Raw genomic sequence first — 12,694 nt, 5'->3', positions numbered from 1 at the left:
GTGCTCGTTGTCACAGAAAGCCACCGCAAAGTGTGATCCAAGTCACTCCCGACCGCTCATCGGCCGCCTGAGCCCCGCTCAGACACGCTCAGGACACCTGGTGTTCACCACTGGTCCCTGACGCGTCAGAGAGCCTTCCAGGGCCTTTTCGGAGGGTCTCTGTGGATCGGAGGGTTTGCGTCGTGATCGTTCTGTTATACAGTCGTCGGCGGTTCGGTAAATACGACGAACCGCACAGGCGTCAACGCCGAGCCCTGCCAGGCGCCTGTGCTCCCCTCGAAAACCATGGCAGGGGTGGGGGACCCAGGAAGTTGGGTCCCGGCCGTGAGTGGCCGGAACCCTGGGGTGAAGTCCGCGGGAGCGGACCGGGCGATGAATCCCAGCCCGAACCCGACAGCTAACTCCGCAGGCGTCGGGAGACCAACCATGCCCGTCACTGCCCGACGGACGTCGCTGTCGCGCGCCGTCAGCCAGACCAGCGAGCTCAGTCCCCGGTCCACCGGCCGGACCCTCGCGAAGCACCGCAAGCCCAGCAAGCCGATGACCCCCAGGGCGGCAGCGACCGTCCTCACGGTGGGCCTCACGGTCGGCGGTGGAGCCGCCATCACCCTGGCCGCACCTCCGGCCACCGCCTCGGCGGCGACCACGTCCGCCACCGCGACCACCACGCCGCGGGGCTACTGGAGCATCCCGAGCCGGCCGTTGCTCCGGTTCCGCGACAAGGGCCCCACCGTCAAGTACGTCCAGCGCGCCCTGCACCTCGGGCCGGACGGCTACTACGGCGCCAGCACCATCCGGGTCCTGAAGAAGTACCAGGCCTCCTGGGGTCTCAAGGCCACGGGTACGACGACCCGCGAGACCTGGAGCCGGCTGACCTACACCGCCAAGCGCGGGCTGCTCTACGGCCCGTACGGCAAGGCCAGCGGCACCAGTACGTTCCGCGCCAAGGTGCTGCGCGAGGCGGCGAAACTCAAGGGCACGCCGTACCGCTACGGCGGCACGACGCCGCGCGGCTTCGACTGCTCCGGCTACACCGGCTACGTCTACAAGCGGGCCGGCAAGAAGCTGCCGCGTACGTCGCGTGCGCAGTACAGCGCGACCAAGCACATCAGCCGCAAGTCCGCGAAGCCGGGTGACCTGGTCTTCTTCAAGAGCGGTGGCGGCGGCGTGTACCACGTCGGCATCTTTGCCGGTGGCAACATGCTGTGGCACTCCTCCAAGCCGGGCGTTCCGGTGCGGAAGGCAAAGATCTGGACCAAGAGCGTGGCCTTCGGCCGCGTCTGAGTCCGACCTGTCAGCATCCTCTCCCCCCAGGGATCGCTGACCCTGAAACCGGTCGCGGGCCGTCGTCCCCCCACCCCTCCGACGGCCCCGACCGGTTTCCTCTGCGTCCAGTCGTCCGGTGCCTAGGCGTCCAGCAGGCCGGCGTCGTGGGCCAGGATCGCCACCTGCACGCGGTTGGTGGCGCCCAGCTTCACCAGGACGCGGGAGACGTGCGCCTTCACGGTCGCCTCGCTCATGTACAGGGCCTTGCCGATGTCGGCGTTCGAGAGTCCGCGGCCGACGGCGGTCAGCACCTCGCGCTCGCGGTCGGTGAGGGCGGCCAGCCGCTCGCGTGCCTGCCGCTGCCGGTCCGACCGCGAGTCCGCGGCGAAGTGCCCGATCAGGCGCCGGGTCACCGCCGGTGAGAGCATCGCGTCCCCGGCAGCCACCACCTTCACCGCCTGCACGAGCTCGCGCGGCGGCGTGTCCTTCAGCAGGAACCCACTTGCCCCGGCCTGCAGCGCGCGGAACACGTAGTCGTCCAGGTCGAACGTCGTCAGGACTACGACCTTCGGCGGCTCCGGCAGCGCCTGCACCTCCCGGGTCGCCGCCAGCCCGTCCAGCCGCGGCATCCGGATGTCCATCAGGACGACGTCCGGCCGGTGCTTCACCACCATCGCCGCCGCGTCGGCGCCGTCCTCGGCCTCGGCGACCACCTCGAGGTCGTCGTCCGACTCCAGGATCATCTTCAGTCCGGCCCGGACCAGCGCCTCGTCGTCCACGATCAGCAGCCGCGTCATCGTTCCCCTTCGTCCACATCCGACTCGACGTTCTCCCGGCCGTCCGGCCAGGGCAGCCACGCCTCCACCTGCCAACCGCCTTCGCGGGTCGGCCCGGCCGACAGCCGGCCACCGGCCAGCTGCACCCGCTCCCGCAGGCCGACCAGGCCCGCGCCGGCTCCCGGCAGCAGTGAACCAGCCGCCACCGGCCGGACATTCGTCACGCTGACCGTGACGCCGTCTCCCCGGCTCCCGCGCACGACCACGTCGGTCGAGGCACCCCGGGCATGCTTGTGCACGTTGGTCAGCGACTCCTGCACGACCCGGTAGATCGTCCGCCCCACCGACACCGGTACGTCGTCCGGCAGCGCGAACTCGCCCGTCACGCCCACCCCAGCGTCCCGGGACGCAGCGACCAGGCGGTCCAGGTCCGAGGCGCGCGGCACCGGCGTCAGGTCAGCCCCGTCGACGCTGAAGTCGGAACGCAGTACGCCAAGAACCTCGCGGAGATCCTCCATCGCCTGCCGGGCCGTCTCCCGAATCAGCCGGGCCGAGCCCTCCACCTTCTCCGGGCCGACCGCCGGATTCACCTCGAGACCGCCGGCGTGCAGGGCGATCAGCGACACCTTGTGCGCGAGCACGTCGTGCATCTCCTGAGCGATCCGGGCCCGCTCACCAAGCCGGGCCTGTTCGCCGCGCAGCTCCCGCTCCGCCTCGGCCCGCTCGGCGCGGTCCCGCAGCGACACCATCAGGTCGCGGCGGGCGCCGACGTACGCGCCGATCGCGACGAAGGTGCCGACCAGGAACGGTGCGGTGAAGACCGCGACCCAGAACTCCCCGCCGGTGGACCAGGTGTGGAGGACGTAGGCGACGTACCCGGCGGTCGCCAGGACGGCCAGGGCCAGGTCGCGGCGGCGGACCGCCAGGGTCATCAGGGCGAGGCCCATCGGCACGAACACACCAGAGGTCAGCATCGTCAGCACCCCGACCGCCGTCACGGTCACCGGGAAGCGCCGGCGCCAGAAAAGGGCGACCGAGGCCAGCGCGCCGGCGCCGAGGACGTACCAGTCCCGGACTCCCCAGCCGCCGGCGCCGGAGGCGGCCTGCAGGACGATGGTGAGCAGGCTGAAGCCGACGTACAGGACGTCGCGCAGGCGCGCGGCATGCCTGACCCACCAGGCGTACCACCGGCGCAACCGTCGCATTCTGTCAGCGTAGTTGTGCGGTCGCCGACTTCTCGTCACCCTTCCGGGTGGGATCAGGGACCGTCCCCGACGACTTTCGTAGGGGGTGATCGCAGCCGCTCGACCGATGTGCGGCCAGGGGTCCGGACGGTTGACTCGACGTCATGATCACCGTCGAGAACCTGACCAAGCGGTACGGCAGCACCACGGCTGTCGACGACGTCTCCTTCAGCGTCCAGCCGGGCAGCATCACCGGCTTCCTCGGCCCGAACGGCGCCGGCAAGTCCACCACGCTGCGGATGCTGACCGGGCTCACGCCGCCCACCTCCGGCACCGCGACCATCACCGGCAAGCGGTACGCCGACCTGCCGAACCCGGGCCGCGTCGTCGGGGTCATGCTCGACGCGGCCGCACAGCACCCGGGCCGCACCGGCCGGGAGACGCTGCTGCTGAACGCGAGCCTGCTGGGCGTGCCGAAGGGCCGGGTCGAGGAGATGCTCGAGGCCGTCGGGCTCAGCCACGCGGCGAAGCGCCGGGTCGGGCAGTACTCGCTCGGCATGCGGCAGCGGCTCGGCATCGCCAGTGCGCTGCTGGGCGACCCCGCCGTACTGATCCTGGACGAGCCGGCCAACGGCATGGACCCGGAGGGCATCCGGTGGATGCGCGGCCTGCTGCAGGACTTCGCGTCCCGCGGCGGCACGGTGATCCTGTCGAGCCACCTGCTCGGCGAGGTCCAGGCGACCGTCGACCGGCTCGTCGTCATCGGCGGCGGCCGGATCGTTGCCAACGGCTCCCTCGAGGAGCTGCTGTCCGGCAGCGGCACGCTCGTCCGCGGCCTCGACCCGATCGGGCTGAACCAGGCCCTGACCGCCGCCGGCCTGAACCTCGAGCCGCTGCCGGACGGCGCCCTGCGGGTCGACGGCAGCGCCGAGCAGGTCGGCCGCGCCGCCGCGGCCGCCGGTCAGATCCTGCTCGAACTCCGCCAGAGCGACGGGGCCGGCCTGGAGGACCTGTTCTTCCAGCTGACCACCCCGGTCGCCGAAGCCGCCTGATCACCGACACACTTCCTGGAGCTCAATCACCATGACTACCGTCACCGAACTCGCACCGCCGGCCCCGGCCAAGCACCGGGCCGACGTGGCGACCGCGCTGCCGCCGGCGCGCGGCCAGTCCTTCCTGAAACTCGTCGTCCTCGAACTCCGCAAGGCCGTGAACACCCGCAGCGGCCGGGTCCTGATCGCCGCGATCATGCTGCTCGCGCTGATCACGATCGGCTGGCAGCTCACCCACCTGCCGCAAGGACCGGCCGGCTTCGACGGCTTCCTCGGCGCGGCGTCGACCAGCGTCCTGCTGCTGCTCCCGGTCATCGGCGTGATGGCCATGACCAGCGAGTGGACCCAGCGGACCGCGCTGACCACGTTCACGCTGTCGCCGCGCCGGGTCCGGGTCCAGCTGGCCAAGTTCGTCTCCGCGATCGTGCTCAGCGTCGTGGTGATGTCCGTCGTCGTCGCGCTCGCCTTCGCCGGGACGGCCCTGGCCGGTGCGGTCACCGACCACCCGGCGTCGTACGCCGGAGCCGGCGGGCAACTGGCCGGCGCCTACCTGACCGTCGCGCTGAACGTGGTCATGGGTGCCGCCCTCGGGGCCGTGATCGCGCAGACCGCGGTCGCGATCCTGGTGTACTTCATCGCCCCGACCGCGTGGGCGCTCGCCGGGCCGGAGCTGTTCAAGGACAACGCGAACTGGCTGGACGTCTTCGCCGCCTTCGGCCGGATCGCGGAGCGTGACCTGCACGGGATGCTGCCCGAGACGCTGACCTCGCTCGGGATCTGGATCGCCCTGCCGACCGTCGTGGGACTGTGGGCAAGCTCACGTCGCGAGGTCAAGTAGCGGGGCACGGACGCGCCGGGGTGGGCCGGTTCGAGGGGGCCGGACCACCCCGCCCGGGAGTCTGATCGGACCTCTCCGGGTCCGGCCAGGGGGCCGGTGCGTGTGTCGATCCCAAGCTCCGGGTATCCTGTAAACACGATTACTGACGACTGATCCGTGGGCGCCACGCTGCGTACCCGGTTGACTTGTGCGAGGGGGTCGACGCTATGGGGCGCGGCCGTGCAAAGGCCAAGCAGACGAAGGTCGCTCGCGACCTGAAGTACCGCACCTGGGACACCGACTTGGACCAGCTCAAGCGTGAGCTGTCCGGTGAACAAGGTGGCGACCGTTCTGCGAACGGCGAGAACGACGGCGACGACTACGACGCCGACGACTACCACCCCCGTCGGTAAGCAACAGCTCGACTGACCTGCTCAGCGCCCTCACGGGTCGCTGAGCAGTTGGTCGCGCGCCCGACGAGCTCCACCACACCAGCAGTAGCCGCAGCGGTCCCGCCTGCCCCAAGCCGGCGGGACCGCCCGGTCTGTCAGTCCGCTCACGCGGTGAAGCGCCACCCCGGCTCGTGCGGTCGAGCAGCCCAGAGGCCGTCGTCCGCCGCTCGTGCGGTTGCCCGCCGCCCGGGGGTCGTGCAGTGCCCGCCGCCCAGGCTCGTGGGGTTACTTGGCGTAGGTGCCTTCGAGGGTGACTGTGCCGCCGGGGGTCGCGGTGACCTCGCCGCAGACCCAGGCCGGGATGTCCCGGACGGCCAGTGCGGCGATCGCGCGGTCGGCCACCGACGGGTCGAGGACGCCGACCATGCCGGCACCCATGTTCAGCGTCTTCTCCAGCTCGGCCAGCTTCACGTCGCCCAGCAGCCCTACCAGGCCGAAGATCGGCGCCGGCGTCCAGGTGGAGCGGTCGATCCGGACCGACAGCTCGTCCGGGATCACCCGGGCCAGGTTGGCAGCGAACCCGCCACCGGTGATGTGCGACATCGCGTGCAGCGGCTTCGCGTCGCCCTCGGCCGCGCCGTTCAGCTCCCGGATCAGCTCCAGGCAGTGCTTGGCGTAGACCCGGGTCGGCGTCAGCAGCACCTCGCCCAGCGTCGCGCCGAGCTCGGGCACGACCCGGTCCAGCGACCACTTCGCCCGGTCGAAGAACACGTGCCGGACCAGGGAGTACCCGTTCGAGTGCAGCCCCGACGAGCCCATCGCCACGACCACGTCGCCAGCCCGGACCCGCTCCGCGCCGAGCACCTCGTCGGCCTCGACCACCCCGGTAGACGCGCCGGCGACGTCGTACTCGTCCGGCTCCAGCAGGCCCGGGTGCTCGGCGGTCTCGCCGCCGACGAGCGCCGTACCGGCCTCGACGCAGGCCTCGGCGATCCCCTTCACGATCTGCGCGATCGTCTCCGGGACCACCTTGCCGGTGCAGATGTAGTCGGTCATGAACAGCGGCTCGGCGCCGCAGACGACCAGGTCGTCGACGACCATCCCGACCAGGTCGAACCCGATCGTGTCGTGCTTGTCCAGCTTCTGCGCGATCGCGACCTTGGTGCCGATGCCGTCGGTCGAGGTCGCCAGCAGCGGGCGCCGGTACGACGTGAGCGCGGTCGCGTCGAACAGCCCGGCGAACCCGCCGAGCCCGCCGACAACCTCGGGACGGGTCGCCTTCGCCACCCACTCCTTCATCAGCTCGACGGCCCGGTCCCCGGCCTCGATGTCGACACCGGCGGCGGCGTAGCTCGCCCCTTCGCTCACGTTCTTCTCCTCGGTACGGCGTACGCCGGTTACGGACGGCCCGTCACGGGCGGCTGAGTGCGTCGGCGGCGCCGGCACCACCGGAGACCGTGGCCAGGCCGTCGATGTCGGTGGCCACCGGGACCTCCAGCAGGTGCTTGCCGAGCTGCTCCGGATCCGGCAGCTCGACCGGGTAGACCCCGTCGAAGCAGGCGCGGCAGAGGCGCTCCTTGGGCACCGTGGTGGACTCGACCAGCGCGTCCAGGCTGATGTAGCCGAGCGAGTCGGCGCCGAGCGAGCGACAGATCTCCTCGGTGTTGAGGCCGTTGGCGATCAGCTCGGCCCGGCTGGCGAAGTCGATGCCGTAGAAGCACGGCCACTTCACCGGCGGCGCGGTGATCCGGACGTGGATCTCCTTCGCGCCGGCCTCACGCAGCATCCGGATGACCGCCCGCTGGGTGTTGCCGCGGACGATGGTGTCGTCGACGACCACCAGCCGCTTGCCCTCGATCACCTCGCGCAGCGGGTTCAGCTTCAGCCGGATCCCGAGCTGGCGGATGGTCTGGCTCGGCTGGATGAAGGTCCGGCCGACGTACGCGTTCTTGACCAGTCCGGACCCGTACGGGATGCCGGACTCCTCGGCGTACCCGATCGCGCCCGGGACGCCGGACTCCGGGGTGGCGATCACCAGGTCGGCCTCGGCCGGGTGCTCGCGGGCGAGCCGGCGGCCGATCTCGACCCGGGTGGAGTGGATCCGCTGGCCGGAGATCTGGGTGTCCGGGCGGGCCAGGTAGACGAACTCGAACAGGCAGCCCTTCGGGTCCGCCTCGGCGAACCGGGTCGAGCGCAGGCCGTCGGCGTCGATCGCGACGATCTCCCCGGGCTCGATCTCGCGGATGAAGGAGGCGCCGACGATGTCCAGGGCCGCGGTCTCGCTGGCGACCACCCAGCCGCGCTCGAGGCGGCCGAGCACCAGCGGGCGGATGCCCTGCGGGTCGCGGGCGGCGTACAGGGTGTTCTCGTCCATGAAGATCAGGCTGAACGCGCCCTTGACCTTCGGCAGGATCCGGGCCGCCGCCTGCTCGATGGTGAGGTCCGGGTAGCCGGCCAGCATCGAGGTGAGGATGTCGGTGTCGGACGAGGCGCTGTGCTTGGCGTTCGCCTTCGCGTGCTCGACCTCGGCGTCCAGGCCGAGATCCAGGTCGCCGCCGCCGTTCAGGCTGGCGGCGAGCTCGCCGGTGTTGGTCAGGTTGCCGTTGTGACCGAGCGCGATCGACCCGGTCGCGGTGGACCGGAAGGTGGGCTGGGCGTTCGCCCAGACGCTCGACCCGGTGGTCGAGTACCGGCAGTGGCCGATCGCGATGTGCCCGCGCAGCGAGGCCAGGGTCGCCTCGTCGAACGCCTGGCTGACCAGCCCCATGTCCTTGTAGACGAGGATCTGGCTGCCGTTGCCGACCGCTATGCCGGCTGACTCCTGTCCGCGGTGCTGCAGGGCGTAGAGCCCGAAATAGGTGAGTTTGGCGACCTCTTCCCCGGGTGCCCAGACTCCGAAGACGCCACAGGCGTCCTGCGGTCCGAGATCCTGCGGGTCAAGATCATGGGTGAGCCGACCATCGCCACGAGCCACACGAGCAGTCTACGGGACGCGGGACGGCCCTCAGGCCACCCCGCGACCCCGGCGGGCTACCAGCAGGTCATCCCGTGGCAACCCGGCCCGGCACCCACTGCGGACGCCGTACCCGTCATCGGCGCGGCCGTCAGGAGCAGAACTGCGACGCCGACTACGGTCAGCAGCTTCTTGATCACCGTTCGTCCTTTCGGAAATAATCCGGAACCATCAATTGAGTGCTCTTTCTCGACGCACTCTGTATATGGTCGGTTCCGACAAGTTCTGGAGGAGAGGGATCGTGCTCGAGCCGCTGGGGGTGGACGAAGCCACCTTTGCGGTCTATCACGCCCTTCTCAGCCACCCAGACAGTACGCCGGAGCAGATTGCGGCGCTAGTAAATCGTTCCGTGACCGAGGTGCACGCGCTGCTGGACGAGCTGCGCCGGCTCGAGCTGCTGGTCCCCACCTGGACCAACCCGGAGTCCGAGCACGCGGTCCACCCGCGGGTCGGGCTGACCGGCCTGGCGGAGCGACGGCGGACCGAGCTGAACAAGATGCTCGGCGAGCTGAAGGAGGCCGAGGCGTCGGCCGAGGTGGTCGCGGAGCAGTACAACGAGCTCCTGACCGCCCGCAGCAGCGGTGACGTCGAGGTGCTCAAGGGCCGGGCGAACGCGTCCCGCCGGATCGAGGAGCTCGCGCTGAAGGCCCGGGACACGTTCTGGGGCCTGGTGCCGGCGCACATCGACGACACGATCCAGCAGGTGGACCGGTCCCCCGACTTCACCCTGCTCGAGCGCGGGCTGAAGATGCGGACCGTCTACCTGCAGAGCATGACGTCGTCGAAGCAGGCCCTGGACTACGCCGCCACCATGCACCGGCTCGGCGGGGAGGTCCGGGCCACGCCGACCCTGCCGATGCGGCTGCTGATCTTCGACCAGGAGATCGCGATCATGCCGATGGACCCGGAGAACCCGACGGCCGGCGCGGTCATCCACCGCACCCCGGCCGTGGTCTCGGTCGCGCTGGCGCTGTTCGACGCCTACTGGTCCCGGGCGGCCGAAATGTTCGCCCCCGAGGACCGCGACGAGAATACGCCGCTGACCCCCCATGAGGCGGAAGTACTGCGTTTGCTCGCGGGCGGCGCCAAGGACGAACAGGTCGCGCGTTTGCTGGGTATTTCTCTGCGGACCGCCCGGCGAATTACCGCGAATCTTTCCGAGCGGCTGGACGCGGCCAGCCGATTCGAATTGGGTGTCGCCGCGGCAAAACGCGGCTGGGTCTGACGGAAATTTTCGGGCACTGCATTTCTCCGGCTCACGATTCCTGTCTGCACAGGGTTTCGCGCGACCGCACCGGCCTGGACCGCGGGTCGCCGTACCCCGGCAGGAAGGTGCCAACCGCTTGCCACCGGGGTGCTCCGCGTGCTTTATTTCGCGATTGACAACGTAATCGTCGGTCAGACCGTCTTCAGCGCGCCGATGAGTTTGGTCAGCGACTCCCTTGCGTCGCCGAACAGCAGCGTGGTTCGCGGGTCGTACAGGAGTTCGTTCTCGATACCGGCGAAACCGGGGCGCATCGAGCGTTTGAGGAAGATCACCCGCTGGGCCTCGTCGGCGTTCAGGATCGGCATCCCGTAGATCGGCGCACTCGGGGTGCTCCGGGCGGCCGGGTTGACCACGTCGTTGGCGCCGACGACCAGGACGACGTCGGTGGACTTGAAGTCGCCGTTGATGTCGTCCATCTCCCGCAGCTGCTCGTAGGGCACCTGCGCCTCGGCCAGCAGCACGTTCATATGGCCCGGCATCCGGCCCGCGACCGGGTGAATGGCGTAGTCGACCTTCACGCCCCGGCTCTGCAGCTCCTCGACCAGGTCCCGCAGGGTGTGCTGCGCCTGGGCGACCGCGAGGCCGTAGCCCGGCACGACGATGACCTTGTTCGCGTACCCGAGCAGGATCGCCACGTCCTCGGCGCCGCCGGAGATGACCGGCCGCTCGGACGCCGTACCGCCGCCGAGGGTGGAGCCGCCACGGACCGCGCCGAAGAGGATGTTGAAGACCGAGCGGCCCATCGCGTCGGCCATCAGCTTGGTCAGCAACGTACCGGCCGCGCCGACCAGTGTGCCGGCCACCAGCAGCAGGGTGTTGCCGAGGACGTAGCCGCCGGCCGCGACGGTCAGGCCGGTGAACGCGTTCAGCAGCGAGATGACGATCGGTACGTCGGCGCCGCCGACCGGGAGCACCAGCATCACGCCGACCGCGAGGCCGACCAGGCAGAGCAGGACGCCGACCCAGACCCGCAGGTCGGACACCAGCCAGCCGGCCAGCGCGATTCCGCCGAGGACCGAGGCGATGAACAGCACCGGCAGACCGGGGAAGACCACCGGCCGGGTCGTCATCAGCTCCTGCAGCTTGGCGAACGTCACGATCGAGCCGGAGAAGCTGATCGCACCGACCAGGATGGTGAACGCGGTCGCGAGCGCGGCCACGGTCTGGCCCTCGCGGACCTCGCCGAGCTCCATCAGCGCGACCAGGGCGGCCGCGCCACCCCCGACACCGTTGAAGAGGGCAACGAGCTGTGGCATGTGGGTCATCTGCACCCGGCGCGAGCCGACCACGCCGCCGACGGTGCCGATCGCCAGCGCGATCAGGATCGGCGCCAGGTGGTCCGGTTTGTAGGCGACGAAGGTGATGACCACCGCGAGCACCGCGCCGGCCGCGCCGAGCGCGTTGCCGGCCCGGGCGGACCGCGGCGACGAGAGCGCCTTCAGCGCGACGATGAAACAGACTGCGGCGACCAGATACCCGATCTGGGCCCAGGTGGGGATCACTTCTGCAGCTCCTTCTTGCGTGCCCCCGGACCCTTGAACATCTCCAGCATCCGGTCGGTGACCACGAACCCGCCGACCATGTTCACGGTCGCCAGGACGACGGCCAGCAGCCCGACGATCACCACGAGCGTGGACTCGGCCTGCCCGGTGACGATGATGGCGCCGACCAGGATGACGCCGTGGATCGCGTTCGCCCCGGACATCAGTGGGGTGTGCAGGGTCGAGGAGACCTTGCTGATCACCTCGACCCCGACGAACGCCGCCAGCACGAAGATCGTCAGCAAGGCGATTGACTCGGTCACGGGGCCTGTCCTTCCAGAAGCTCTCGGGTCGGCTCGTGCAGGACGCTGCCGTCGTGGGTGACGCAGCAGCCGCGGACGATCTCGTCGGTGAAGTCCGGGTCGAAGGCCGCGTTGCGGGTCATCAACCGGATCAGGTTGGCGATGTTCTGACCGTAGAGCCGGCTGGCCGGTCCGGCCAGTTGGCTGGCGACGTTCGCACCGCCCCAGACCAGTGCGCCGCCGATGGTCAGCTCGGTCCCGGCGACCGAGCCCTCGACGTTGCCGCCCTGCTCGGAGGCCAGGTCGACCACGACCGAGCCGGGCTTCATCTGCTCGACCATCGACCGCGACACCAGCATCGGCGCGGTCCGGCCGGGCACGGCGGCGGTGGTGATCAGGGCGTCCGCGGCGGCGACGTACGGCGTGAGCAGCTCGCGCTGCAACTGGGCCCGCTCCGGCGTCATCTCGCGGGCGTACCCGCCGGGGCCGTCGAGGGTGCCGAGCTCGAGCTCGATCGGTACGGCGCCCATCGACGCGATCTCCTCGGCCGCGGCCGTCCGGACGTCGTACGCCTTGACAACGGCGCCGAGGCGCTTGCAGGTCGCGATCGCCTGCAGGCCGGCCACACCGGCGCCGAGGACGAGGACCTGGGCCGGCGGGACCGTGCCGGCCGCGGTCATGTTCAGCGGGAAGAACCGCGGCAGCCGCTCGGCCGCGACGATGGCCGCGCGGTAGCCGGCGACCAGGGCCTGCGAGGACAGCGCGTCCATCGACTGGGCCCGGGAGATCCGCGGGATCAGCTCCATCGCGAACGCGGTCAGCTTGGCCCGGGTGGCGGTCCGGACGACGTCCGGCGGATTCGTCGGCAGGAACGACATCAGCGCCGTACCGGCGTGCAGCCGCTGCAGGCGCTCGCGCTCCAACGGCTGCACCGACGCCACGATGGTGGCGGCGTGGTCCGCACCCCAGGCGACCTCGGCGCCCGCGGCCCGGTACTGGTCGTCGGAGTACAGCGCCCGCTCACCCGCGGCGGGCTCGACCGCCACCTCGTAACCGAGCTCGATGAGTTTCGCGACTTGTTCCGGCACCAGCGCGACCCGGCGCTCGGCCGGTCTGGTCTCCCGCACGACTGCGATCTTCACTC

General features: G+C 70.4%; 13 protein-coding genes and 1 riboswitch. Of the genes, 5 read left to right on the top strand and 8 right to left on the bottom strand.

The window, feature by feature from the left end; genetic code table 11:
* The first annotated feature begins 252 nt into the window (after nt 1-252).
* Nucleotides 253-424: riboswitch (cyclic di-AMP (ydaO/yuaA leader) on the top strand.
* A gap of 2 nt (nt 425-426) precedes the next feature.
* Complete coding sequence (locus tag ACQPYZ_RS03300) at nt 427-1,284, top strand: C40 family peptidase (RefSeq protein ID WP_433165056.1); 858 nt, start codon at nt 427-429, stop codon at nt 1,282-1,284.
* A gap of 122 nt (nt 1,285-1,406) precedes the next feature.
* Here the strand turns inward: ACQPYZ_RS03300 and ACQPYZ_RS03295 are convergent, their stop codons facing one another.
* Entirely contained in the window at nt 1,407-2,063 is a 657-nt protein-coding gene (locus ACQPYZ_RS03295; protein ID WP_433165054.1) for a response regulator, read from the bottom strand.
* On the bottom strand, nt 2,060-3,247 hold the full coding sequence (locus tag ACQPYZ_RS03290) for a sensor histidine kinase (RefSeq protein ID WP_433165052.1): 1,188 nt from the start codon (nt 3,245-3,247) through the stop codon (nt 2,060-2,062). Before ACQPYZ_RS03290 ends, ACQPYZ_RS03295 begins: the two co-directional genes overlap by 4 nt.
* A gap of 143 nt (nt 3,248-3,390) precedes the next feature.
* Here ACQPYZ_RS03290 and ACQPYZ_RS03285 point away from each other — a divergent pair, with 143 nt between their 5' ends.
* The 3 genes from ACQPYZ_RS03285 to ACQPYZ_RS03275 all read left to right on the top strand — a co-directional run bounded on the left by ACQPYZ_RS03285 (nt 3,391) and on the right by ACQPYZ_RS03275 (nt 5,508).
* Nucleotides 3,391-4,278 carry an ABC transporter ATP-binding protein gene (locus ACQPYZ_RS03285; protein ID WP_433165050.1) on the top strand — a complete coding sequence of 296 codons (888 nt, stop codon included), beginning with the start codon at nt 3,391-3,393 and terminating at the stop codon, nt 4,276-4,278.
* 31 nt (nt 4,279-4,309) lie between these two features.
* Nucleotides 4,310-5,116 carry an ABC transporter permease gene (locus ACQPYZ_RS03280; RefSeq protein ID WP_433165048.1) on the top strand — a complete coding sequence of 269 codons (807 nt, stop codon included), beginning with the start codon at nt 4,310-4,312 and terminating at the stop codon, nt 5,114-5,116.
* 206 nt (nt 5,117-5,322) lie between these two features.
* On the top strand, nt 5,323-5,508 hold the full coding sequence (locus ACQPYZ_RS03275) for a DUF3073 domain-containing protein (RefSeq protein ID WP_433165046.1): 186 nt from the start codon (nt 5,323-5,325) through the stop codon (nt 5,506-5,508).
* Between the two features lie 264 nt (nt 5,509-5,772).
* On the opposite strand, the gene purM is transcribed toward ACQPYZ_RS03275, so the two are convergent.
* The 3 genes from purM to ACQPYZ_RS03260 are packed head-to-tail and all read right to left on the bottom strand — an operon-like array spanning nt 5,773 to nt 8,640.
* Nucleotides 5,773-6,855: a phosphoribosylformylglycinamidine cyclo-ligase gene (gene purM, locus ACQPYZ_RS03270; RefSeq protein WP_433165044.1), complete on the bottom strand. Its 1,083-nt coding sequence runs from the start codon at nt 6,853-6,855 to the stop codon at nt 5,773-5,775.
* Between the two features lie 43 nt (nt 6,856-6,898).
* Nucleotides 6,899-8,461 carry an amidophosphoribosyltransferase gene (purF, locus tag ACQPYZ_RS03265; protein WP_433165043.1) on the bottom strand — a complete coding sequence of 521 codons (1,563 nt, stop codon included), beginning with the start codon at nt 8,459-8,461 and terminating at the stop codon, nt 6,899-6,901.
* Between the two features lie 56 nt (nt 8,462-8,517).
* Nucleotides 8,518-8,640, bottom strand: coding sequence for a hypothetical protein (locus ACQPYZ_RS03260; protein ID WP_433165041.1), 123 nt, complete (start codon nt 8,638-8,640; stop codon nt 8,518-8,520).
* A 101-nt stretch (nt 8,641-8,741) separates the two neighbouring features.
* On the opposite strand from ACQPYZ_RS03260, the gene ACQPYZ_RS03255 reads away from it, so the two are divergent.
* Complete coding sequence (locus ACQPYZ_RS03255) at nt 8,742-9,725, top strand: helix-turn-helix transcriptional regulator (protein ID WP_433165040.1); 984 nt, start codon at nt 8,742-8,744, stop codon at nt 9,723-9,725.
* 173 nt (nt 9,726-9,898) lie between these two features.
* Here ACQPYZ_RS03255 and ACQPYZ_RS03250 read toward each other — a convergent pair whose 3' ends face one another.
* From ACQPYZ_RS03250 to ACQPYZ_RS03240, 3 genes are read right to left on the bottom strand one after another with little or no spacing between them, the layout of a single operon-like run.
* Complete coding sequence (locus ACQPYZ_RS03250) at nt 9,899-11,269, bottom strand: NAD(P)(+) transhydrogenase (Re/Si-specific) subunit beta (protein ID WP_433165039.1); 1,371 nt, start codon at nt 11,267-11,269, stop codon at nt 9,899-9,901.
* Nucleotides 11,266-11,571 carry an NAD(P) transhydrogenase subunit alpha gene (locus tag ACQPYZ_RS03245; protein WP_433165038.1) on the bottom strand — a complete coding sequence of 102 codons (306 nt, stop codon included), beginning with the start codon at nt 11,569-11,571 and terminating at the stop codon, nt 11,266-11,268. The genes ACQPYZ_RS03250 and ACQPYZ_RS03245 overlap by 4 nt, the downstream gene beginning before the upstream one ends.
* Nucleotides 11,568-12,692, bottom strand: a complete 1,125-nt coding sequence (locus ACQPYZ_RS03240) for an NAD(P) transhydrogenase subunit alpha (protein WP_433165037.1) — start codon at nt 12,690-12,692, stop codon at nt 11,568-11,570. Before ACQPYZ_RS03240 ends, ACQPYZ_RS03245 begins: the two co-directional genes overlap by 4 nt.
* Nucleotides 12,693-12,694 lie beyond the last annotated feature (2 nt).

It is taken from the genome of Kribbella sp. CA-247076 (assembly GCF_050942445.1).
Lineage (GTDB): Bacteria > Actinomycetota > Actinomycetes > Propionibacteriales > Kribbellaceae > Kribbella.
Note: the sequence above shows the minus strand (reverse complement) of the source record. Positions and strands in the feature narration are given on the sequence as shown.

Coding starts and splice junctions, on each gene's coding strand:
- ACQPYZ_RS03300 (WP_433165056.1), top strand. CDS start 427: ATGCCCGTCACTGCCCGACGGACGTCGCTGTCGCGCGCCGTCAGCCAG.
- ACQPYZ_RS03295 (WP_433165054.1), bottom strand. CDS start 2,063: ATGACGCGGCTGCTGATCGTGGACGACGAGGCGCTGGTCCGGGCCGGA.
- ACQPYZ_RS03290 (WP_433165052.1), bottom strand. CDS start 3,247: ATGCGACGGTTGCGCCGGTGGTACGCCTGGTGGGTCAGGCATGCCGCG.
- ACQPYZ_RS03285 (WP_433165050.1), top strand. CDS start 3,391: ATGATCACCGTCGAGAACCTGACCAAGCGGTACGGCAGCACCACGGCT.
- ACQPYZ_RS03280 (WP_433165048.1), top strand. CDS start 4,310: ATGACTACCGTCACCGAACTCGCACCGCCGGCCCCGGCCAAGCACCGG.
- ACQPYZ_RS03275 (WP_433165046.1), top strand. CDS start 5,323: ATGGGGCGCGGCCGTGCAAAGGCCAAGCAGACGAAGGTCGCTCGCGAC.